This window comes from Trinickia sp. Y13 (assembly GCF_029522115.1).
In the GTDB taxonomy this organism is placed as follows: Bacteria; Pseudomonadota; Gammaproteobacteria; order Burkholderiales; family Burkholderiaceae; genus Trinickia.
Map to the genome: position 1 here is coordinate 32,736 of NZ_JAKWFK010000022.1, position 22,467 is coordinate 55,202.

18 protein-coding genes are annotated in these 22,467 nt (G+C 63.8%); 12 read left to right on the top strand and 6 right to left on the bottom strand.

Annotation, left to right across the window (positions count from 1 at the left end; translation table 11 throughout):
* Window positions 1-12: 12 nt before the first annotated feature.
* Window positions 13-3,108: an efflux RND transporter permease subunit gene (locus tag MMB74_RS25365; protein WP_277431418.1), complete on the top strand. Its 3,096-nt coding sequence runs from the start codon at window positions 13-15 to the stop codon at window positions 3,106-3,108.
* On the opposite strand, the gene MMB74_RS25370 is transcribed toward MMB74_RS25365, so the two are convergent.
* Together MMB74_RS25370 and MMB74_RS25375 are read right to left on the bottom strand one after the other, a co-directional pair.
* Window positions 3,105-3,758, bottom strand: coding sequence for a glutathione S-transferase family protein (locus MMB74_RS25370; RefSeq protein ID WP_277431419.1), 654 nt, complete (start codon window positions 3,756-3,758; stop codon window positions 3,105-3,107). The genes MMB74_RS25365 and MMB74_RS25370 overlap by 4 nt on opposite strands.
* 237 nt (window positions 3,759-3,995) lie before the next feature.
* Complete coding sequence (locus MMB74_RS25375) at window positions 3,996-4,442, bottom strand: VOC family protein (RefSeq protein WP_277431420.1); 447 nt, start codon at window positions 4,440-4,442, stop codon at window positions 3,996-3,998.
* Between the two features lie 230 nt (window positions 4,443-4,672).
* Here MMB74_RS25375 and MMB74_RS25380 point away from each other — a divergent pair, with 230 nt between their 5' ends.
* Entirely contained in the window at window positions 4,673-4,996 is a 324-nt protein-coding gene (locus tag MMB74_RS25380; RefSeq protein WP_277431421.1) for a hypothetical protein, read from the top strand.
* A gap of 52 nt (window positions 4,997-5,048) precedes the next feature.
* Window positions 5,049-6,266, top strand: a complete 1,218-nt coding sequence (chrA, locus tag MMB74_RS25385; protein WP_277431422.1) for a chromate efflux transporter — start codon at window positions 5,049-5,051, stop codon at window positions 6,264-6,266.
* Between the two features lie 81 nt (window positions 6,267-6,347).
* Here chrA and MMB74_RS25390 read toward each other — a convergent pair whose 3' ends face one another.
* The gene (locus MMB74_RS25390) at window positions 6,348-7,001 is read right to left on the bottom strand and encodes a peroxiredoxin (protein ID WP_277431423.1); all 654 of its coding nucleotides are present in this window, start codon (window positions 6,999-7,001) and stop codon (window positions 6,348-6,350) included.
* Window positions 7,002-7,535: 534 nt separating this feature from the next.
* Between MMB74_RS25390 and nirB the strand changes: the two genes are divergently transcribed.
* From nirB to MMB74_RS25435, 9 genes are all read left to right on the top strand, one after another.
* Window positions 7,536-9,968: a nitrite reductase large subunit NirB gene (gene nirB, locus MMB74_RS25395; protein ID WP_277431424.1), complete on the top strand. Its 2,433-nt coding sequence runs from the start codon at window positions 7,536-7,538 to the stop codon at window positions 9,966-9,968.
* An 18-nt stretch (window positions 9,969-9,986) separates the two neighbouring features.
* Window positions 9,987-10,307 carry a nitrite reductase small subunit NirD gene (gene nirD / locus MMB74_RS25400; RefSeq protein WP_277431425.1) on the top strand — a complete coding sequence of 107 codons (321 nt, stop codon included), beginning with the start codon at window positions 9,987-9,989 and terminating at the stop codon, window positions 10,305-10,307.
* A 17-nt stretch (window positions 10,308-10,324) separates the two neighbouring features.
* Window positions 10,325-13,060, top strand: coding sequence for a nitrate reductase (locus MMB74_RS25405; protein WP_277431426.1), 2,736 nt, complete (start codon window positions 10,325-10,327; stop codon window positions 13,058-13,060).
* Window positions 13,061-13,115: 55 nt separating this feature from the next.
* Window positions 13,116-13,691 carry an ANTAR domain-containing protein gene (locus tag MMB74_RS25410; RefSeq protein WP_277431427.1) on the top strand — a complete coding sequence of 192 codons (576 nt, stop codon included), beginning with the start codon at window positions 13,116-13,118 and terminating at the stop codon, window positions 13,689-13,691.
* Between the two features lie 7 nt (window positions 13,692-13,698).
* On the top strand, window positions 13,699-14,805 hold the full coding sequence (locus tag MMB74_RS25415; protein WP_277431428.1) for a CmpA/NrtA family ABC transporter substrate-binding protein: 1,107 nt from the start codon (window positions 13,699-13,701) through the stop codon (window positions 14,803-14,805).
* 218 nt (window positions 14,806-15,023) lie between these two features.
* Window positions 15,024-16,166, top strand: coding sequence for an HPP family protein (locus MMB74_RS25420; RefSeq protein WP_277431429.1), 1,143 nt, complete (start codon window positions 15,024-15,026; stop codon window positions 16,164-16,166).
* 161 nt (window positions 16,167-16,327) lie between these two features.
* Window positions 16,328-16,744: a helix-turn-helix domain-containing protein gene (locus MMB74_RS25425; protein WP_277431430.1), complete on the top strand. Its 417-nt coding sequence runs from the start codon at window positions 16,328-16,330 to the stop codon at window positions 16,742-16,744.
* Between the two features lie 21 nt (window positions 16,745-16,765).
* Window positions 16,766-18,550 (top strand): chloride channel protein, encoded by a 1,785-nt coding sequence (locus tag MMB74_RS25430; RefSeq protein WP_277431446.1) that lies wholly within the window; start codon window positions 16,766-16,768, stop codon window positions 18,548-18,550.
* A 471-nt stretch (window positions 18,551-19,021) separates the two neighbouring features.
* Window positions 19,022-19,345, top strand: a complete 324-nt coding sequence (locus tag MMB74_RS25435; protein WP_277431448.1) for a hypothetical protein — start codon at window positions 19,022-19,024, stop codon at window positions 19,343-19,345.
* On the opposite strand, the gene MMB74_RS25440 is transcribed toward MMB74_RS25435, so the two are convergent.
* The 3 genes from MMB74_RS25440 to MMB74_RS25450 form a co-directional block, all read right to left on the bottom strand.
* A complete protein-coding gene (locus MMB74_RS25440) occupies window positions 19,275-20,660 on the bottom strand; it encodes an amino acid permease (RefSeq protein ID WP_277431431.1) in 1,386 nt (461 codons plus the stop codon). The genes MMB74_RS25435 and MMB74_RS25440 overlap by 71 nt on opposite strands.
* 108 nt (window positions 20,661-20,768) lie before the next feature.
* Window positions 20,769-21,224, bottom strand: coding sequence for a universal stress protein (locus tag MMB74_RS25445; RefSeq protein WP_277431432.1), 456 nt, complete (start codon window positions 21,222-21,224; stop codon window positions 20,769-20,771).
* A gap of 109 nt (window positions 21,225-21,333) precedes the next feature.
* On the bottom strand, window positions 21,334-22,410 hold the full coding sequence (locus tag MMB74_RS25450; protein WP_277431433.1) for an NAD(P)/FAD-dependent oxidoreductase: 1,077 nt from the start codon (window positions 22,408-22,410) through the stop codon (window positions 21,334-21,336).
* Between the last annotated feature and the right edge of the window lie 57 nt (window positions 22,411-22,467).

Genomic DNA, 22,467 nt, shown 5'->3' on the forward strand with positions numbered 1-22,467 from the left:
TCCCGGCCGCCCATGCTCCAAGCCATTATCCGTTTTTCGCTGCGCTTTCGCGGCGTCATTTACGCGCTGGCGCTCACCGCAGCCGGCTATGGCATCTATTCGACGACGCGCGCGAACCTCGACGTCTTTCCCGAATTCGCGCCGCCGATGAGCATCGTCCAAGCTGAAGCACCCGGCTTGACGAGCGAGCAAGTGGAAACGCTCGTGACGCAGCCGATCGAGAACGCGCTCGCCGGCATGGCTGGACTCAAGTCGATCCGGTCACGGTCGATGCAAGGGTTGGCGTCGATCACGCTCGTCTTCGAAGATCGCGCCAACGTACTGCAAGTTCGGCAGTTGGTTTCGGAACGGCTCAATACGCTCACTGCGGCGATGCCTGCGGGCGTTATGCCGCCGACGTTGCTCCCGCTCACGACGACGACGAGCGTGGTGCGCACGATCGGCCTAACCTCCAAGACGCTTTCGCCGACCGCACTCTACGACATCGCGCAGTGGACGGTTCGACCGCAGTTGCTCAGTGCGCCCGGCGTGGCCGATGCCATCGTGTTCGGCGCGGCGGCGCGGCAACTGCAAGTGCAAGTCGAGCCGCAACAACTATTGCGCTACGGCCTATCGCTTCAAGACGTCATCGCAGCTGCGCGCCAAGCGACGGGCACGCGAGGGGCCGGCTTCATCGAAAACGAAAATCAACGCATCGCCGTGCACGTCGATGGCCAGATCGCCGATCCGAAGACGCTTGGCGATGTCGTGCTGCGCTGGAGCAACGGCGCAGCCCTGCATTTGGGCGATGTCGCCGAGATCAAATGGGGCGAGGCGACCCAAGTCGGCGCTGCGACGATCATGGGAAAGCCTGGCGTCATGGTCGTCATGGAGAATCAATACGGCACGAATACCATGGCCGTGACGCGCAGCATAGAGAAGCGGCTGGCCGCGCTCGCTCCCGTCTTGGCACGGCAAGGCGTCGAACTGCAACCCAATGTGTTTCGCCCGGCCAATTTCATTACGACGGCAATCGCACACCTGCGAACCGCGCTGCTGGCCGGCGCACTGCTGGTCGTCGTCGTGCTGTTTCTGTTTCTGCTCGATCTGCGCACCGCGGCGATCTCGGCCGCGGCGATTCCGTTGTCGCTGCTGACCGCGATCGTCGTGCTGACGTCTTTCGGCGCCAGCCTGAACACGATGACGCTTGCAGGCTTAGCGATTGCGCTCGGCGAAGTGGTGGACGACGCGATCATCGACGTCGAGAACATCTACCGGAGGCTGCGGGAAAATCGACTCCGCGCTACGCCGCTGCCCGCGCTGCGCGTCGTGCTGAAAGCATCGTTGGAAGTACGCAGCGCCGTCGTGTTCGCCACCTTCGTCGTCATGTTGATCTTCCTGCCGGTGCTAACGTTATCGGGCGTGGCCGGCAAATTGTTCGCGCCGCTCGGTGTCGCGTATATCCTCGCCGTGCTCGCATCGTTGGCCGTTGCGTTGACCGTCACGCCGGCGATGTCGCTGGCGTTGCTATCGCGCGGCGAATTGCCTTCGCGCGAGCCGCGCTCCATCGTCGCTCTCAAGGCTCGTTACGCCCGCGTGCTCGCGGCAGTCGAACGACGAACCAGGACGACGATGGTCCTCGTCGCGCTGTTGTGCGTCGCCGCGCTCGGCGCGCTGCCTTTTATGAACGGCAATTTCATTCCGCAACTGCGCGAAGGGCACTACATTGTGCATATGGGCCTCGCGCCGGGTACGTCGTTGCCGGCATCGATACGTATCGGCACGAAGGTTTCGAATGCCTTGATGCACGTTCCCGGCGTGCGGCTCGTCGCACAGCGCGCCGGCCGCGCCAACGAAGTCGTCGATCCGACAGGGGTGCAACTCTCGGAATTCGAAGTCGAGCTCGACGCCATGAGCCCGTCGCATCAGGATGCGACGATTGCCGCCATGCGCCACGCCCTCGCACGATTTCCGGGCCTGACGACTTCGATCAATACGTTTCTCGTGGAACGGATCGACGAGACGATTTCGGGTGTCACCGCGCCCGTGGTCGTCAATGTCTACGGGAACGATCTCGACCTTATCGACCGCAAAGCGCAACAGATCGCCCAGGTGCTGGCCACGATTCATGGCGTCGCGGGCGTCAACGTAGAGTCGCCCCCGGGCATCCCCGAGCTGGAAGTTCGGCTCAAACCTGAGCAGTTGACCAGGCACGGTTTGCGCCCCGGGGAGGTGCTAGACGCGATCCAGGCAGCCTACGAGGGCGTCACGGTCGCACAAGTTCATCAAGGCAGCCGAGCTTACGACTTGACCGTTCAGCTTGCGCCCTCCGCACGCCGCACGCTGAGCGACGTGAGCGCACTGAGCGTTAGGAACCCTGACGGATTAGCCGTGCCGCTCGGCGCGCTGGCGACGATTCGCCAAGTTTCGGGTCGGTACCAAATCACGCACGACGGGGGACAGCGGGTGGAAACCGTCTCTGTTACGCTCGGTCGCCGGCCAGTGAGCGAATTCGTAAGGGAAGCACAGGCGCGTGTGAGCCGCGACGTACCCATGCCGGCGGGCGTCTACGCCGTTTTCGGAGGAGAAAGCGAGGCGCGCAGCCAATCGCAACACGACTTGCTGGTTTACGGTGCGGTTTCGCTGGTCGGTATCCTCGTGTTGCTTTCGCTTGCGCTGCGCAGTGCGCGGGCCGTCGCCGTGGTCATGCTCAATCTGCCGTTCGCTCTCGTCGGGGGCGTGGTCAGCGTCGCCGCGACGGGTGGCAACCTGACGCTCGGCAGCATGGTCGGCTTCGTCACGCTGCTGGGCATTTCGCTGCGCAACTCGATCATGCTCGTCAGCCACTACGAACATCTCGTGCATGTCGATGGCTTACCTTGGAATGCGGACACGGTACTGAGAGGGGCGTCGGAGCGCCTCGTGCCGATCCTCATGACCGCGCTCGCCACGGCGCTCGCGCTGCTGCCGCTCGCGCTCACGAGCGGCGCCGCGGGCAACGAAATCGAAGGCCCCATGGCCGCCGTCATTTTGGGCGGGCTACTCACGTCGACCGCCCTGAATCTGCTCGTGATGCCTGCGTTGGCTCTGCGGGGCCTGCGTTTCGCGCCCGACGACCAGGCGTATTAATCCCGATCCGGCGCCCCGAGCGGAAACAGCGAACGATAAGGCCGCGCTTGGTCAACCGCGCGCGCGAACGAGGGCCGCGCGAGCAGCCGTTGTCGATAGCCGTGGGCGTGCCGCAGCGAGCGGTCGATCGGATGAACCCAGTCGGCATAGAACAGCGATGGCGCCGCGGCGCAATCCGCTAGGCTAAACGCATCGCCGGCCGCCCATTCGCGCTCTTGCATTCGTTCGTCCAGCCATCGATATGCAACTTCGAGCATCTGCTTGGCTTCTTCGACACCATGGGGATCGCGCACGGCTTGCGCACGCAGCCGATCGCCGACAATCTTCTGCGTCGGCGTCATGACGTAGTTGTCGAAGAAGCGGTCCAACATGCGCACGTCTAGGGCTGCGCGCCGGTCCTCGGGGATCATCGGCGCCGAGCCGCGATGAAAAAGATCGAGGTACTCGATGATGACGCTCGACTCGAGCACCGTGCGTCCTTCATCGACTAACACGGGAAAGCGCCGCATCGGCCAAAGCGTTGCGAACTCGGCCCCCACCTGCGGGTGCTCGGGCGAAAGCATGGCGAACTCGAACGGCGCGCCGTTCTCGTACAGCGCTGTCAGGACCTTCTGGGAATAGGCGGAAAACGGGTGGGCGTATAGCTTCATAGCGTCGTTGGCTCCATGGATTCGGGCGCACGCCGATGCGTGCAGGCGGCTCAGCGGCGAACGACCTGCCATCGCGTTTTCGATCCGCGTCGATCGATCTTCTGCCGAGCTCATAGGCTCGACGTGCGACGCCACCCGAAATCGACGCCGTCAGCCAAAAAGTGCGCCCTGCGTATCGCACCCACGCGTACCCCACGTCGAACCTAAGCTGAGATATCCGTGCGCGTGGCGCCCCGCTTACGTTCGGCTTGCGGCTTGCGCGCGGTGCGCGATTTCCTCGCTCGATACATCTTCGATATGCGTTGCGAGCCACCACGTGTTGCCGCACGCGTCGCGCACCCCCGCATTGCGATCGCCATAGAACTGATCGGCCGGCTCCATCACCGATTCCCCACCGGCGCGTAGCGCCCGTGCATAAGCCCCGTCGACGTCCTCCACATACAGATAGAATGCCGCCGGCGCCGGGCGGCATTCGTCGTTGCCGTCAGTCAGCATCAGCACCGAATCGCCGACCTTCAACTGAGCGTGTCGGATGCGACCCTTATCGTCGTCGATACGCTCGAAAACGGTGGCGTCGAACGCACGTTGCAGGAAATCGATCACCGCTCGAGCGTCGGACGCCGTAATGTACGGCGTCACTGTATGAAATCCTTCCGGTATGGGGCGTACGTTCGTCGCGCGCATCGGCGTCTCCAAGTGGGTGGGCAAACGCCAAAGATTGTAGGACGCGTTATGCGTGGACGCGCTTACGTGTTTTCGTAGCACGTTGCGATTGGCGCCCCCGCTCCCCCGCCGATCGCGGCCGCCGACGAATGCGAGTCGCCAAACCGTTCGGTCTAGCGCACAAGGGGGCAACGGGGCTACACTCGAACAATGGGGCTTACACTCAGACATCTTTCGTCGCGGAGCGCATCATGGCCGACATCGATCCCGCGCGGACTTTCCGCGGACTTCCGCTCACACCGGAACAAGACGCCGAAATCAGGCATTACATCAAGGTCTGCAAGCAGCACGGCAAACCGTGGGACACCCCCGAGCTCGACGCCATGCTGCGCGACATGCTCGAGCCGCCGGACGACGATACGCTCGCCGACGACTTGGACGCCGATTTCGGCGACGCGCGCACCGCGGCCGAGCGCGCGCAGTTCTCGATCGACGACGAGACCAACCCCATCGAAGCATCGGAAGAATGGCAAGCTGCGATGGAATCCGAAGCGATGAAGAGGTTCAACCATTAAACCGCTTGCCATCGGCGCCGCCGCGGCCGGGCGCGGCTACGGCGCGCTCGAAGTGCTCGCCGTTTTTCTGAAACTCGGATTGACCTCGTTCGGTGGTCCAGTCGCGCATCTAGGCTACTTTCGCCGCGAATTCGTGGAACGCCGGCGCTGGCTGGACGAAGCCGCCTACGGCGATCTCGTCGCGCTTTGCCAATTCCTTCCGGGGCCGGCAAGCAGTCAGGTCGGGTTTTCCGTGGGGCTGTTGCGCGCCGGATGGCTGGGCGGTCTCGCGGCGTGGTTCGGCTTCACGCTGCCCTCGGTGTTGCTTTTGCTCGTGTTTGCAACACTCGCCCCCGATCTTGGAGGAACCGTCGGCCAAGGTCTCGTCCATGGGCTCAAGCTGACGGCGGTCGCGGTGGTGGCGCAGGCGGTTTGGGACATGGGCCGGCGCCTGTGTCCGGACTTACGCCGCACGGCTATCGCACTCGTGTCGATTGCGCTGCTCGCTGTGATGCATTCGGCCTATGCGCAACTGGCCGTGATTGCGTTGGGCGCGGCGGCCGGATTAGCGTTCTACCGGCGCGGCGACGGCGCGCTCGGGCGTCGCCCTGCGCCGATTGACGGCGACACCGGCGCGCTACTGCCGCGACGCGTCTCGCACGTTGCCGGCGCGCTCGCCTTCGCCTTGTTCTGCTTATTGCTGATAGGCGTTCCCGCAGCCGTGCGGCTCGTCCCCGGCATCAGCGGCTCGGCGACCGAAGCATTGCAAGGTTTCGATGCCTTCTTTCGCTCCGGCGCGCTCGTATTCGGCGGCGGCCATGTCGTGCTGCCGCTGTTGCAGCAGCAGAGCGCGATCCAGCACGCAGTGAGTTCGAATGCGCTCCTTGCGGGGTACGGTGCGGCGCAAGCGGTACCCGGGCCGCTATTCAGCTTCGCCGCCTATCTCGGCTGGATGATGTCGGGCACGGGCGCTAGGGCCCCCGGCGCGGCGCTCGCTACCGTCGCGATCTTTTTGCCGGGGCTTTTGCTCGTCGTCGCGGCACTGCCCCACTGGCAAGCTTGGCGCGCTCGGGCTTCGACGGCAGCCGCTTTCGCGGGAATCAACGCCGCCGTCGTGGGTCTGCTCGCCACAGCGCTCTACTCGCCGGTCTGGACGAGCGCCGTGCATAGGCCGCTCGACTTCGCCATCGCCGCGATAGCGTGCCTACTTCTCGTCAGATGGAAGGCGCCGCCGCTGGCCGTGGTTGCGCTGTGCGCCGCCGCGGGGATCGCGGCCGCCGTTTTGGGGTAGACCTTAGCCCCAAGTCCTTAAACCTACCCGTGCGAATTCGCTCGCGTTCGGCCGCCACGGGCGGCGCGAACGCACCCGCCGTTACTTGGGCTGCGCGACCGTGCGCAGGTACGGCTTGAGGGTCTTGAACCCCTGCGGATATTTCTTCTTCGCTTCTTCGTCGGACACGGACGTCGGGATGATGACGTCGTCGCCCGGACGCCAATTGACGGGCGTGGCCACCGCGTGTTGCGCGTTCAACTGCAGCGCGTCGAGCAGGCGCAGCACTTCGTCGAAATTACGGCCCGCGCTCATCGGGTAGACGAGCATCGCCTTCACCTTCTTATCGGGACCGATGATGAACACCGAACGAATCGTGGCGTTATCGTTCGCCGTGCGCGTGCCGCCGCTGGCGTTCGGATGAATCATGTCGTAGAGCTTGGCCACCGTCAGATCGGCGTCGCCGATCATCGGATAGTTGACCGCGTGCCCTTGAGTCTCCGCGATATCGCCAACCCAATTCTTATGATCGCTGACGGGATCGATGCTGAGCCCGATGATCTTCGTTTTGCGCTTGTCGAACTCCGGCTTCAAGCGCGCCATATAACCGAGTTCGGTCGTGCAAACCGGCGTGAAATCCTTCGGGTGCGAGAACAGAATGGCCCAGTTCTCGCCGATCCACTCATGAAACTTGATCGTGCCTTCGGTGGTTTCGGCGGTGAAATCGGGGGCGACGTCGCCAATACGGATGGTCATTTCAAACCTCCTGGGTTAGGTACGTTGGCAAGCCGGTAATCCACGCGCCGCGATATCGATCAATGACGGCCGCGCAGCGTGAGAACGATGAGGCTCCGAATTATAGACCGCGTGGAGCGAGTCCAACACGGCCAGCGCGCACCGAAGCGGACGACATCGCGCCGAACGAGTGCGACATGAGCGGGCGCTGCACTGCTGCGGTGCGGCACGATTCGCCATGCATGCCTTCGAGCGGTGCGCAATCCCGCGCACCGCCCCGTCCCATCGGCATTTCACGCAGCTGGCATAGCCTTTGCGTAGACCTCGCCCGTACCCGGCAATGGCGTCGGGATGCATGCAATGCAACGCGATTGCGAGGTGATGGCCGAAGGCAGTTCGCCCAAACGCCGATTCACCCCGCGCACGCTTCAAGGACAACGGCGTCCCCTCGTGCCTCGACACGAGCGGACGCCGTTTTCGTTGATGCATGCCTTTTGATTTTTCCCCAGTCGAGCAATGACGCTGCGACCTCAACGGTTCAAGGAGTAAGCAACGATGAACGCGCCCCGACTCGTCGTAATCGGCAATGGCATGGCCGGCATCCGTACGATCGAAGAGCTGCTCGCGCTCGCGCCGAATCACTACGAGATCACCGTCTTCGGCGCGGAGCCGCATCCGAACTACAACCGGATTCTGCTCTCGCCCGTGCTCGCCGGCGAACAGACGTTCAAGGACATCATTCTCAACCCGCTCGATTGGTATGAGCAAAACGGCATCCGGCTGCATACCGGCAAAGCGATCTCGCGCATCGACCGCAAGCGCCGCGTCGTCGTGGCCGAGGATGGCGTCGAGGCGCCCTACGACCGCTTGCTGATCGCAACAGGCTCGCAACCGTTCATCCTGCCGGTGCCCGGTGCCCAGCTCAAGGGCGTCATCACGTATCGCGACATCGGCGATACACAGGCCATGATCGATGCGGCAACGGTGAAACGGCGCGCCGTCGTGATCGGCGGTGGCCTGCTCGGTCTCGAAGCGGCCAACGGCCTGAAGTTGCGCGGCATGGACGTGACTGTCGTGCATTTGGCTTCGACGCTGCTCGAGCGTCAGCTCGACGCGAACGCGGGCCGTCTGCTGCAGCGCTCGCTCGAGGCGCGGGGCCTGCAGTTCCTTCTGTCGAAGGCGACGAGCGAAATCATCGGCAACGACGCCGGCGAAGTTGCGGGCGTGCGCTTCAAGGACGGCGAAGAAATCGAAGCGGACCTCGTCGTCATGGCCGCTGGCATTCGCCCGAACACGGCGCTGGCCGAAGCGGCCGGGCTGCACTGCGATCGCGGCATCGTCGTCAACGACACGCTGCAGACCTACGACCCGCGCATCTATGCCGTGGGCGAGTGCGTGAGCCATCGCGGCGTCGCATATGGTCTCGTCGCCCCGCTCTTCGAACAGGCCAAAGTCTGCGCGAACCACCTCGCGTTAATGGGCATCGGCACGTATAAAGGCTCGGTGCTCTCGACGAAGCTGAAAGTGACGGGCATCGACTTGTTCTCCGCGGGCGATTTCATCGGCAGCGAGACCACCGAACAAATCGTGTTGTCGGATCCGGCGGGCGGCGTATACAAGAAGCTCGTCATCGAGGACGATCGCTTGGTCGGCGCTTGCCTATACGGCGATACGGCCGACGGCGCATGGTACTTCAAATTGCTGCGCGAGGGGCGCAAGCTCGGCGAGTTGCGCGATCGCCTCATGTTCGGCGAATCGAGCATCGGCGATGCCGGTGTGCAGGGCCACAACCGCGCCGCCTCGTTGGCCGATTCGGATGAAGTCTGCGGCTGCAACGGCGTGTGCAAAGGCACCATCGTCAAGGCGATCACCGAAAAGGGCCTGTTCACGCTCGATGAAGTGAAGAAGCACACGAAGGCCGCGAGCTCGTGCGGTTCGTGCTCGGGACTCGTCGAACAGATTCTGATGAGCACGGTTGGCACGAGCTTTCAAGAAACGCCGAAAACGAAAGCCATCTGCGGCTGCACCGATCGAACCCATGACGAAGTGCGCAAGGCGATTCGCGAGCACAAGCTGCTCACGCATCGCGCCGTGTTCGACTTCCTCGAATGGCGCACGCCGAATGGCTGTGCCACGTGCCGCCCGGCGATCAACTACTACCTCGTATCCACCTGGCCGCACGAAGCGCTCGACGATCCGCAAAGCCGCTTCGTCAACGAACGCGTGCATGCCAACATCCAGAAAGACAATACGTTTTCAGTCGTGCCGCAGATGAAGGGCGGCGTCACGACGCCCGACGAATTGCGCCGCATCGCCGATGTCGCGGACAAGTACGACATTCCGATGGTCAAGGTCACCGGCGGGCAGCGCATCGACTTGCTCGGTGTCAAGAAGGAAGATCTCGTGAACGTGTGGCAAGACCTCGGCATGAAATCGGGCCATGCGTACGGCAAGTCGATCCGCACCGTCAAAACCTGCGTCGGCAGCGAGTTTTGCCGCTTCGGCACGCAAAACAGCACGCAGATGGGAATCGACCTCGAGACGATGCTCGCGAATATGTGGTCGCCGCACAAGGTCAAGCTCGCCGTATCAGGCTGCCCGCGCAATTGTGCGGAAGCCGGCATCAAGGACGTCGGCGTGATCGCGGTGGACAGCGGCTGGGAACTCTACGTCGGCGGCAACGGCGGCATCAAGACCGAAGTCGCGCAGTTTCTCGCGAAGGTCAAAACGGCCGAGGAAGTGAAGGAATATACGGCGGCGTTCCTGCAGCTCTATCGCGAGGAAGCGCATTACCTCGATCGCACCGTCCATTACATCGCGCGCGTCGGGCTCGATTACATCAAGCGCAAGATCGTGGACGACGACGCCAGTCGCCGCGCGCTCTACGAGCGCCTGCTCTATTCGCTCGAAGGGCTGCCCGATCCGTGGCAGGCGCGCATCGAGGGGCAGCATCGGCGCGAATACATTCCGATCAAAGTCATCGCTTGAGGTCATCGATACATGGATATGCCGACTTCCTCCATTTGGACGCACGTGTGCAGCGTGTCCGACATTCCGCGTCTGGGCAGCCGCGTCGTCAAACGTGACGATGGCGACGTCGCCCTGTTCAGGACCGCCAACGACGAAGTGTTCGCCCTGCACGATCGATGTCCGCACAAGGGCGGCGCGCTCTCGCAAGGAATCGTTCACGGCAATACCGTCACGTGCCCGCTGCACAGCTGGAACATCTCGCTCGAGTCGGGTCAAGCCTGCGCGCCCGACGAAGGCTGCACGATGCGTTTCGCCGTGAAGGTCGACGGTGAAGCCGTGTTCGTTCGCTTCGCATGAGCGAGGATGACATTGCGATGAAAACCGACCGCGAGGGAGGTGTCGCCAAAACGGTCACACGCTCGACCTGCTGCTACTGCGGTGTCGGCTGCGGCGTTTTGATCGAATCGGAAAACGGCCGCATCACCGGCATCGAGGGCGATCCCGAGCATCCGGCCAACTTCGGCCGGCTCTGCACGAAGGGGCGCTCGCTGCCGGAAACGGCCGCGAGCGTGGCGGGCCGCGCGCTGCATCCCGAGATTCGGCTCACGCGCGAAGCGCCGCGCGAGGCCGCCGAATGGTCCCACGCGCTCGATCACGTCGCCGCGCGTTTCGCCGAGGTGATCGAGCGCGACGGACCGGACGCCGTCGCGTTCTATGTTTCAGGGCAGTTGTTGACCGAGGACTACTACGTCTTCAACAAGCTCGCGAAAGGACTGATTCGGACCAACAACATCGATACCAATTCGCGCTTGTGCATGTCGAGCGCGGTGACGGCCTATAAAAAGGCCTTCGGCGCCGACGGTCCCCCCACTTGCTACGAAGATCTCGAACTTGCTCGCACCGTGCTGTTCGCGGGGAGCAACATGCCGTACGCGCACCCGGTGCTGTTCAGGCGCTTGGAGGAGGCAAAGGCCAAGGATCCGTCGATTCGATGGATCGTCGTCGATCCGCGCCGCACCGACGTCGCGGCGTTGGCCGATCTGCATCTTGCGATCGAACCGGGCACCGATGTCGCCTTGTTCAACGGGATGCTGCATCACATGATCTGGGAAGGCGCCGTGGACCCGGCGTTCATCGCGGCGCACACGAACGGCTTCGAAGCGCTCAAAGCGCTCGTGCGCGGCTACACGCCCAGTATCGCAGCGGATATCTGCGGCATCGCCGAATCCGATCTGCTGCAGGCCGCGCAATGGTTCGCCGCTAGCCCCGCTTCGCTGTCGCTCTATTGCATGGGCCTGAATCAATCGAGCCACGGCACCGATAAGAACCTTGCGCTGATCAATCTTCATTTGGCGACGAGGCAAATCGGCAAGCCGGGCGCAGGACCGTTTTCGTTGACGGGCCAGCCGAACGCCATGGGCGGGCGAGAGGTAGGCGGCATGGCGACGATGCTCGCTGCGCACCGCGATATCGGCAACGCCGAGCATCGCGCGCAAGTCGAGGCGCTGTGGGGCGTGAGCGGGCTATCGGCGCGCCCCGGCTTGCCGGCCGTCGACATGTTCGACGCGCTCGCCGAGGGGAAAATCAAGGCGATTTGGATCGCCTGCACCAACCCGGTCCATTCGATGCCCGACATCGAACGCGTGCGCAAGGCCCTGAACAAGGCCGAGTTCGTCGTCGTGCAGGAAGCGTTCACGCAGACGGACACCGTGCCGTACGCCGACGTGCTGCTGCCTGCTTCGAGCTGGGGCGAGAAATCGGGCACGGTGACGAACTCGGAACGCCGGATCTCGCGCGTGCGCGCCGCCGTCGAGGCGCCGGGCGAAGCGCGCCCGGATTGGTGGATCGCCAACGAGATCGCGCGCAGACTCGAAACGCGGCTCACGGGCGGGCAGGCGCGAGCCGACCGCCCCACCCTATTTCCGTTCGCATCGCCTGGAGACGTCTTCGACGAACATCGCGCGCTCACGGTCGGACGCGATCTGGACATCGGCGCGCTGTCGTACCCGCGGCTCGAAGCCGACGGCCCGCAGCAATGGCCTTATGCCTCCGATGCAGCGACGGGCACCGCGCGCCGCTACACCGATGGCGTCTTCGCCACCGCCGACGGCCGCGCCTGTTTCCACGCCACCGCGTATCGGGGCGTAGCCGAGCCGGCCGACGCGCGCTATCCGTTCCGTTTGCTGACGGGGCGGCTGCGCGATCAGTGGCATGGCATGAGCCGCAGCGGGCGAACTGGCGCATCGTTCAATCACGCGCCGGAAGCGACGTTGTCGATGCGGCGTGAGGATGCAGCTCGCCGCGGCGTCAAGGACGGCGATCTCGTCACCGTGACGAGCCGGCGCGGCCGCTTGGTCTTGCCCGTCGAAACCACCGACGACGTGCCCTCCGGCACCGTGTTCGCCGCCATGCATTGGAGCGGCCAATTTCTGGCGAGCGGCGGCATCAACGAAGCGACGATCGGCGCCGTCGATCCCGATTCGAAGCAACCCGAGCTCAAGCATGCGGCGGTGCGCGTGGAAGCGGCCAAGCTGCCCTGGCGGCTCGTTGCCGCGAAACGCGGCGACGTGCTCGCATTGCGCGAAGCCGTGCAACCGCTATTGGCGGCACGCCGCTACGCCTCGATTCGCGTCGAGGGCGACGATCTCGTCGTCGTCTCGGCGGCCGATGTCGACGCCGATGCGCAATGGACCGAAAGACTGCATGATGCGCTAGGATTGGCGCGTGGCGACGAGTTGCTCGAGTACCGCGACGCGCGTCGCGGCCGCGCGCAACGCGTTGCCTGGAATGGGGATCTGGTGGACGGCTTTCTGGTGACCGGCGACACGAGCCCCGCGGCGGCGCTGATCGAGCAAATTCGCACGGCAAGCCCATGGGAAGGGCCGCGCCATGCCATCGTCTTGCTCGGCGGCGACTCCCCGGCGCGCAGTTTGGCGCCGCGCGTGCGCGTGCTCTGCAATTGCAAGCAAGTGACGCAACCGCAGATCGAGCAAGCGATAGCGAACGGAGCAGGGCTCGATGCGCTCAAATCGACGCTCGGTTGCGGTACGGTTTGCGGCTCGTGCGTCCCGGAAATCAAGCGCTTGCTGAACGCAACGACGCCCGCGTGAGCCGCGCCCCCGGTCGCGGCAACACACGTGCGTTAGCGATGTAAACAGACTCTCGATGCTGCGTATTTTGCTCGTTTCCGATACTGACAAACCGATTGGCGAACTGCGCGAGGCGCTCGCTCGCCTGGGCTACGACATGCTGCCGGAGACTGCCGCGCCGAACGCGTTGCCGAAAGTGGTCGAGCGCGAGCGGCCGGATGTCGTCATCATCGATACCGAATCGCCTTCGCGCGATACGCTCGAGCAATTAGCCGTGATGAACGAGACGGCCCCGCGCCCCGTGCTGATGTTCAGCCATGACGCGAATCAGCAGTTGATCCGCTCGGCCGTCGACGCCGGCGTCACCGCGTACATGACGGAGGGCTTGTCGCCCGACAAGCTCGCGCCGATTCTGGAAGTGGCGCTCGCGCGTTTCGCCCATGAGGAAAGACTGCGACAGCGCTTAGCGAAAGCCGAGACCGAACTCGAAGAGCGCAAAACCATCGATCGGGCGAAGCGCCTGCTGATGGAGCACAGCAAACTTTCCGAAAACGACGCATACGCCACCCTACGCAGGCGAGCCATGGATGCCGGCGTACGCTTGGCCGAGATCGCGCGCCGCGTGATCGAAGCGGCCGAATCTTCGAGGTAGCAACGCAATGGACATCGCAATGCCTGGCGCGCATCCCCTGGAAAAGACGCATCTGCGCATCGGCTTCGTTTCGCTCTCCGACGCCGCGCCGCTCGTCGCGGCCAAGGTGCTCGAATTCGGCCATCGTCACGGCCTCACGCTCGAGCTATGCCGCCAGCCATCGTGGGCGGCGGTGCGCGATAAGCTGCTCTCGGGCGAGCTCGACTGCGCCCATGCGCTCTATGGCCTCGTGTACGGCGTCGAACTGGGCATCGGCGGCCCGCGCGACGAGATGGCCGTATTGATGGTGCTCAACCGCAACGGGCAGGCGATCACCTTGTCGACGCAGCTCGCGCACGCGCTCGACATCGAGGGAAATCTGAAGGCGGCGCTCGCCACGCTCGGGCGCCCGCCGGTATTCGCTCAAACGTTTCCGACCGGCACCCATGCGCTCTGGCTTTACTACTGGCTTGCCGCGCATGGAGTGCATCCGCGCGCCGACATCGAAAGCGTCGTCATCCCGCCGCCTCGGATGGTCGATGCGCTCGAAAGCGGAACGCTGGACGGCTTTTGCGCCGGGGAGCCCTGGCATGCCGTAGCGGAAGCGCGCGGCGCTGGCGAGACGGTCGTCGCGACCAGCCAGATCTGGGCAAACCATCCCGAGAAGGTCTTGGCATGCCGCCGCGACTTCGTGGCGCGCCACCCCGCCACGGCGCGCGCATTGATCTGCACCATGCTGGAAGCTTGCCGATGGGTCGATGCACCGGTTCATCGCGACGAAATCGCACATTGGCTTGCCAAACCCGATGCGCTCGACGTGCCGCTCGAACTGATCGCCCCGCGCTTGAGCGGCCGGGAAGGCGGCAAGCGCTTCGCGCAACCGCCGATGCCCGTGTCGTTCTTCGACGGCGGCGCGGTCAATTTCCCGCGCGAATCCGAGGGCCGCTGGTTTCTCGCGCAATATCGGCGCTGGGGTCTTTTACGCGAAACCGACACGCCGGCAATCGACGACGAAGCGATCGCCGCACGCATCAATCAAACGGCGCTTTATCGCGAAGCGGCAGCTATCGTGGACGTACCGGTGCTGTCGGCAAACGCCGCCCCGCCCGATACCCTCAGCAAAGATGCCCTCTAGGCGCTAATCAGCCCGCTGCGCACGAGCGCAGGGCGCCAGCACCGGTCCGGTCCGCCGCTTCATCGTACCCGCCTGATGAACGACATTTGCGGCGTCGCCGCAACGGTTGCCTGCTCGCGATGGCGCACATATATCACATTGACATATAATCTCGCGCTTCCGCGGCGCGGCATGCGACTTTTCGCCGCGTTTTCATCATGTGATCCGAAGAAACCTCTGTGCCTAGTCAAGCCGTTCTGCGTTGGTTCGCCAGCTTCGCCCCGCATCCGGTCGCCGTTTCGTGGCGCGAGCGTCTGCGCTCGTGCTTCGGCGCCTTGCTCGGCATCGTCGCGACCGGCGCCGCGATGCATTGGCTACTAGGCCCGCAAGCGCAGATCCCGTTTTTGATCGCGCCGATGGGCGCATCGGCTGTCTTGCTGTTCGGCGTGCCCGCCAGTCCGCTCGCGCAGCCATGGTCGTTCATCGGGGGCAATCTCGTCGCCGCGACGGTCGGTGTGCTCAGTGCGATGTGGATCGACGATCCCATCGCCGCGGCAGCCCTCGCTCTGGCCGCGGCAACCTGTGTGATGTTCGCGCTGCGCTGCGTTCACCCGCCCTCGGGCGCCGTCGCGCTCACGGCCGTGCTCGGCGGCCCTGCCATTCACACACTCGGGCTTCGCTTCGTGCTCGAACCCGTCGCGCTGCAATCGTTCGTGCTGCTTGCATCGGCCATCGTCTATCACACGGTGACGGGCCACCGCTATCCGCACGTTGCCCGCGCCGCCTCGCATGCGGCGCCAGGCTCGACTGGCGTGACCCGCGCCGAACTCGAAACGCTGGTACGACAGCGCGGCGAATTGATCGACGTGGCATCCGACGATCTCGAATTGCTCGTGCGCGAAGCGCAGCTGCTTGCCTACGCGCGCAGCTTCAGCGAACTGACTTGCGCCGACATCATGACGCGGGACGCCGTCTACGTATCGAGCGAAACGACGGCCGCCGCCGCGTGGCGCCTGCTCGAGCGGCATCGCATCAAAGCGCTTCCGGTGATCGACCCGATGCGGCGCGTCGTGGGCATCGTAACGCGCACCGATTTCGTCGGGCGCACGGCATTCGGCCTGCGCGGCCCGCGCAATCGCGGCTTCTCACTGCGGCGCGATACGACGGAAAGCCGCTGCGTCGACGATCTGATGACGCCGAACGTGCGCACCGTCGATGCGCAGTTGCCGGTGGCCGATCTCATTCCGGTGTTCGCACATTACGGGCACCACCATATTCCAGTCGTGGATGGCGATCGACGACTCATCGGCATGATCACGCAAGCGGATTTGATTGGCGGCCTGCATCGGCAAACCCAGACGCGGCAATTGAGGACGGCCTAGAAAGCGCGCGGACAAAGACGAGGATCGGAGCCGCCCACCCTTCGCGCTGATCTGGCATTGCCACGCTGAGAGTCGAAGCGTTATGTGACGGGCCTGAGCGAGAAAATATATCACATCGTGATATTATATTCGCTTTCAAACTCATCCTTTGCGTGACTCCGATGAAACTCTCCGCTTCCCGTGCGCTGGCCAAGACCGATTTCGAGCAGTTGTCGGAATTTCGCTATCAGATGCGTCGCTTCGAGCGCTTTTCCGAGCGCGCCGCGCACGCAGAAGGTATCACGCCGCTGCAGTACTTGCTGTTGTTGCACGTGAAGGGCTACCCCGGCCGAGAGTGGGCGACGATCGGCGAGTTGGCCGAACGGTTGCAGGCCCAACACCACGGGGTCGTCGCGCTGGTGTCGCGCTGCGAAGCGCTCAATCTCGTCAAACGCAAGGTGAGCGAGACCGACCGGCGGCAAGTGGAAGTGCATCTGCAAAAAGCGGGTGAAACGGTATTGGTGAAACTGGCGGCGCTGCACCGCGCCGAGTTGAACTCGCTGCAAGGCGCGTTCAGCGTGCCGCAAATCGATTTATGAGTGCATGAACTAGGCGAATGGATGAACATGGATCACAACAAGAGAGATTTTTCCGCCAACGCGCGCTTGCCCGGCATCTGCGCGCTCGCAGCCGTCATCGGCGTGCTAGGCACGATCGCGGCCTTCGCTCTGCTCAATCTCATCTACTTGTTCACGAACGTGTTCTTCTTCGGCACGTTCTCGTTCGCGAACCATTCGCCCGCCGATAACCACCTCGGTGTCTGGGTCGTCCTGATCCCCGCGCTCGGCGGCCTCATCGTAGGCTTGATCGCCCGCTTCGGCTCCGACAAGATTCGCGGCCACGGCATTCCCGAAGCGATCGAAGCGATCTTGTTCGGCAAGAGCCGCATGTCGCCGAAAGTCGCCGTGCTCAAGCCGCTTTCTTCCGGCATCGTCATCGGCAGCGGCGGGCCGTTCGGCGCCGAAGGCCCCATCATCATGACGGGCGGCGCACTCGGCTCGCTGCTTGCGCAATGCGTCAAAGTGACGGCGGCGGAGCGTAAAACGCTGTTAGTGGCGGGCGCCGCCGCCGGCATGACCGCTGTGTTCGGCACGCCTGTCGCCGCGGTCCTGCTGGCCGTCGAACTGCTGCTGTTCGAATGGCGCCCTCGCAGCTTTCTGCCCGTGGCGTTGGCATGTGCCGTGGCGGGTTTCCTGCGCGCCATCTGGTTCGGCGTCGGGCCGTTGTTTCCGCTCGAAACCGCACCGCCATCCGCCATCTCGCTCGTCTCCTGCCTGATCCTCGGCGTAGCGAGCGGCGCGCTCGCTTCCGGGTTGTCGGTGGCGCTCTATGCGACCGAAGACTTGTTCGCCAAACTGCCGCTGCATTGGATGTGGTGGCCTGCGATCGGCGGGCTCGCGGTCGGCCTGGGCGGGTTGATCGAGCCGCGCGTGCTCGGCGTCGGCTACGACGTGATCGGCGATCTGCTGCATCAACATCTCGCGATCAAAGTCGCCATCGCGATCCTCGTGGTGAAGGCGATCATTTGGGTCATCGCATTGGGCTCCGGCACCTCGGGCGGCGTGCTCGCCCCGTTGCTCATGCTCGGCGCCGGGCTCGGGATCGTGATGGGACCGCTGCTTCCCGGCCATGAAGTGGCGTTATGGCCTCTCGTGGCGATGGCCGCCACGCTCGGCGCCACCCTCGGTGCGCCGCTCACCGCCATCGTCTTCGCCTTCGGGCTCACGCACGACAGCAACGCGCTCCTGCCTTTATTGGCCGCAACGCTCGTTGCGCACGGCTTCACCACCGTGGTCATGCGCCGCTCGATCATGACGGAGAAGATCGCGCGGCGCGGATATCACATCTATCGCGAATACGGCGTCGATCCGCTCGAACGGCATCACATCGACGAGGTCATGACGCGCGACGTGAAAACGATCGACGCGAGCTTGCCCGTGCGCGAAGCGCTGGCTTCGTTCTTCGGCCCGAGCCAGAGTCATCGCGCCTACCCGGTCGTGCGCGGCGATCGGCTTGTCGGCGTCGCCGATCGCGAGACGCTCGTGGCGTTGACCGACGCTGAAAACGGCGTCGGCCGCGACATGACGCTGGGCGGCGCGCTCGCCGCGAGCCCCCCCGTCGTCGCCCTGCCGGGCGAAAACTGCCGCCTCGTAGCTGCGCGGCTGGCCGTGCAAGGCCTCGAGCGCGTGCCGGTCGTGCTCGATCGCGAATCGATGAAACTGACCGGTATCGTCTCGCGCAGCGATCTCGTCAAACCCGCGCGTCTGCACTTCGAGGAAGAACAGAAGCGAGAGCGTTTCCGGCGCGTCGCCTGGCGGCCCGCGAAACGCCGCCGGCAGGTTTAGCTCGGCGCGCGCGTTGCCCGCATCGGGCCACACCGCCCTAGGTAGTTACCACGCTGTCACTTGCGCCGTTGCTCATCTACTATTCTTCAGAACAATGGATGAACGAAAAATACGGGGGGCGCTTCGATAGCGCCGGCGCAGGGAGCGGTGCGCGCTTTCGCGAATAAAAGTCCAACGATAAGCGGTGGGCGGTTCGCCCCCGCACATTCGCGACGGGACGACGAGCACGAGAATACGCTCACGTGGAATGGTATCGATGGCAATACGCCGTTCCACGTGAATTTACGATCGTGTACGTCAATGGCGTCTGCACAAAACGAGAACGAGCGAGCGGGGATACCGGCTGAATACTCGGCACGAATACGATTGCGCGCAGGATCGGTGCGCGCAACGCACAAAAAACTGGGACGAGTGATTCAGCCGGTTTCGCAACGCTACACCGTGCGGCAGCGCCGAACGGGGAGGCGTGACATGGACATCTTGGAACTGGCCCGGCAAGCGGGCTTGCAAGTGCTGCTCGATGCGCGCATCGGCAGCCAAACCTATCACAGCGTATCCGGTTCGCTGCCGGCACTGCAACGTTTTGCGGACGCAATCGAAGCTCACGCGCGAGATGCATCGGCCGCGCAACGAGATTCGCTCAAGCATCATGCGCCGCCCGCGCGCCCCGCGGCGTCGACGCGGCTGCGCAAGCGCGCGCGCTGGCTGCCGATGCGTCGCCTGCCTATCGGCCGCCGGCTCCAGCCGGCAGGCTCGAACCCGAACGCCGCTTCAGGCCATGCCCAAGCCACATGACGAAAAGCCAAAGAGGAACGAGCCAGACGGCAACGGACAGCCCCGGCGTAAATGCGAGAATGCCGAGCACGATCGCCATGAACGCTAGGCAAACCCAATTGGCGAACGGGAACGCGATCGATTTGAACACGAGGTGCTGGCCTGCCGCGACCATCGCCCTGCGCGCCTTCAAATGCGTGAGGCTGATCAGCGACCAATTGATGACGAGCGCCGCTACCACAAGCGCCATCAGAATATCCAACGCGCGCGCGGGAATTAGATAGTCCACGATGACGCAAGCAAACGTGGCGAGCGCCGACAGGCCGATGGCGACATACGGCACGCCTCGGCCATCGACCTTGAGTAGCGCTCGCGGTGCGTTGCCCTGCTCCGCCAAGCCATACAGCATTCGGCTATTGGCATAGACCGAACTGTTGTAGACGGAAAGCGCAGCCGTCAGGACGACTAGGTTGAGGATATTGGCCGTCAGCCCCGCGCCGATCTGCGAAAAAATCATGACGAACGGGCTCCCGCCTTGGGCCACCTCGTTCCATGGATGCAGCGCAAGCAGCACGACGAGCGAGCCGATATAAAAAATCAAAATGCGATAAAGCACCTGGTTGACGGCTTTCGGAATCGTGCGGGCTGGATCGTCGGCCTCGGCGGCCGTGATGCCGATCAGTTCGAGGCCGCCGAAAGAGAACATGATGACGGCCAGCGTCATGAACAAGCCGTTCAAGCCATGCGGAAAGAATCCGCCATAGCGCCATAGATTCGAAATCGATGCCTGCGGGCCGCCGCGCCCGCTTTCGAGCAAATAGGCGCCGAACACGATCATGCCGATGACGGCCGTCACCTTGATGAGCGCAAACCAGAATTCGGTTTCGCCATACGCTTTGACGTTCGCCAAATTGATCGCATTGATGGCGGCGAAGCACACAAGCGCCGACACCCAAGTGGGAACGGCTGGCCACCAAAAGTGAACGTATGTGCCGACGGCGGTGAGTTCCGCCATGCTGACGAGCACGTACAGCACCCAATAGTTCCAGCCGGAGAGGAAACCGGGGAAGTCGCCCCAATACTTGTATGCGAAATGGCTGAACGAACCCGCCACCGGCTCCTGCGCGACCATTTCGCCGAGCTGGCGCATGATCAGGAAGGCGATGAGACCGCCGATGGCGTAGCCGAGGATCATCGACGGCCCGGCCGCCTTCAACACGCTTGCCGACCCGAGGAAGAGGCCGGTTCCGATCGCGCCACCGAGCGCGATCAGTTGAATGTGGCGATTCTTTAGCCCGCGCTGTAAGCCCTCGTGCTGCTGCGAGTGACGCGTCAAAACAACCCTCCTCTCCTGATCGGATTTATCTATAAGCGAGGCGCCGATCGACCGGAATCGATAGGACAAAACCTAACATTATAGCTAGTCCGACCCGGAGCCCCGGCCCTACTCCTGCTCCCCATTGCGCAGCAATAGCAACGGGACGGTCGTATCGTGCAGCAACGATTCGGCCACGCTTCCGGCAAACAGACGGCGAATGCCGCTGCGCCCATGGGAATACATGACGACGAGATCGGTGTCGAATTCGTCGATCGTGCGCGCCAGGACCGTTGCCAGGCTGTCCCCATACGCGTCGACGGCGCGTACGCTGCCTTGATCGGCCAACGCCGCCAAGCGCTCGCGCGCTTCGCCCAGCACGCTCGTGGCGGTTTCGCTCGACGTATCGCGCACCGGCATTTGCTCGGCGAAGCCGGCCGAGACATCGACGACTCGCGTCGGGTGCTCGAGCACATACACGGCTTGCAATTGCGCCCCCGACAGCTGCGCGAGCTTGATCGCCTCGTCCAACGCACGGCGCGCACCCTCGCTGCCGTCGACGGGGACTAGAATCCGCTTGTACATGGCACTCTCCATGAGTTGCGCCGCGCACGAACTGGCGCGCGACTGTCTCGAAACCGTTCGCATCCCAAGCAGCATCGTGACGTTGCTACCGTTCGATCGCCTGCCGAGCTTACGAATGGACCTCCTCTGCCGCCTGCGAACCGAGTATGCGTTCAGACAACGTGGCGTCGTAGCTCGAATGCACATGCACCCGTTTCTTATCCGGATACGCATAGCTATAAGCCTTGCGCAACGCGAGCGACGCTTCGTGAAACCCCGACAAGATGAGTTTCTGCTTATTCGGATAGACGGCGATATCGCCGACGGCGAAGATGCCGGGCACGGATGTCTCGTAGTAGGACGTGTCGACGGCCACGCGGCCCGCCCGGACGTCGATGCCCCAATCGGCGATCGGCCCCAAATCGGCCACGAGGCCGTACAGCGCGATGAGATGATCTGCCTCGATGGCCGTGGCGCCGCCGATCGTTTTCACGCCGATGGACTGCAACACGCCGTCTGGCGCATTGAGCGCCGCGATGGTCCCGATCACGATATCGAGTTCGCCGGCGGCCGCTGCGCGTTTGACCTCTTGCACGGTCGCCTCGGCCGCGCGGAATGCATCGCGCCGATGCACGAGCGTGATGTGCCTGGCGTGACCGCGCAGCGCCAAAACCCAGTCGAGCGCGGAGTCGCCCCCGCCGGCCACCACCACGCGACTATCGTCGAACATCGCGCGCTTGCGCACTGCGTAATGAACGTGCCGGCCTTCGAGCGCTTGCGCTTCGGGCAATCCCACGCGCTGCGGCACGAACGCCCCATTGCCCGCCGCCAGCATGATGGCGGCCGTATCGAAGACGAGCCCGCGATCGGTCGCAACGCGCCAGCGCTTTGTCTGCTCCTGGCGCTCGACCTGCATCACGCGCTGCGCCAGATGGATTGGCGGGGCGAACGGCTTGCACTGCTCGGTGAGACGTTCGACCAACTGACGCGCCGTGCATACCGGCACCGCCGGAATGTCGAAGATCGGCTTTTCCGGGTAGAGCTCGATGCACTGGCCGCCCACTTCCTCGAGCGCATCGACGATATGGCATGACAACCCCAGCACGCCGGCTTCGAAGGCTGCGAAGAGCCCGACAGGTCCTGCGCCAATGATGACGACGTCTGTGCGTAGCACGCTCTCGTCGACCGATGCCGCTTCTTCGCTCACGTTGGATCCTCGATGATGTCGATGGCTGTGCGATAACCTGCATGGCGCGTGCATGCG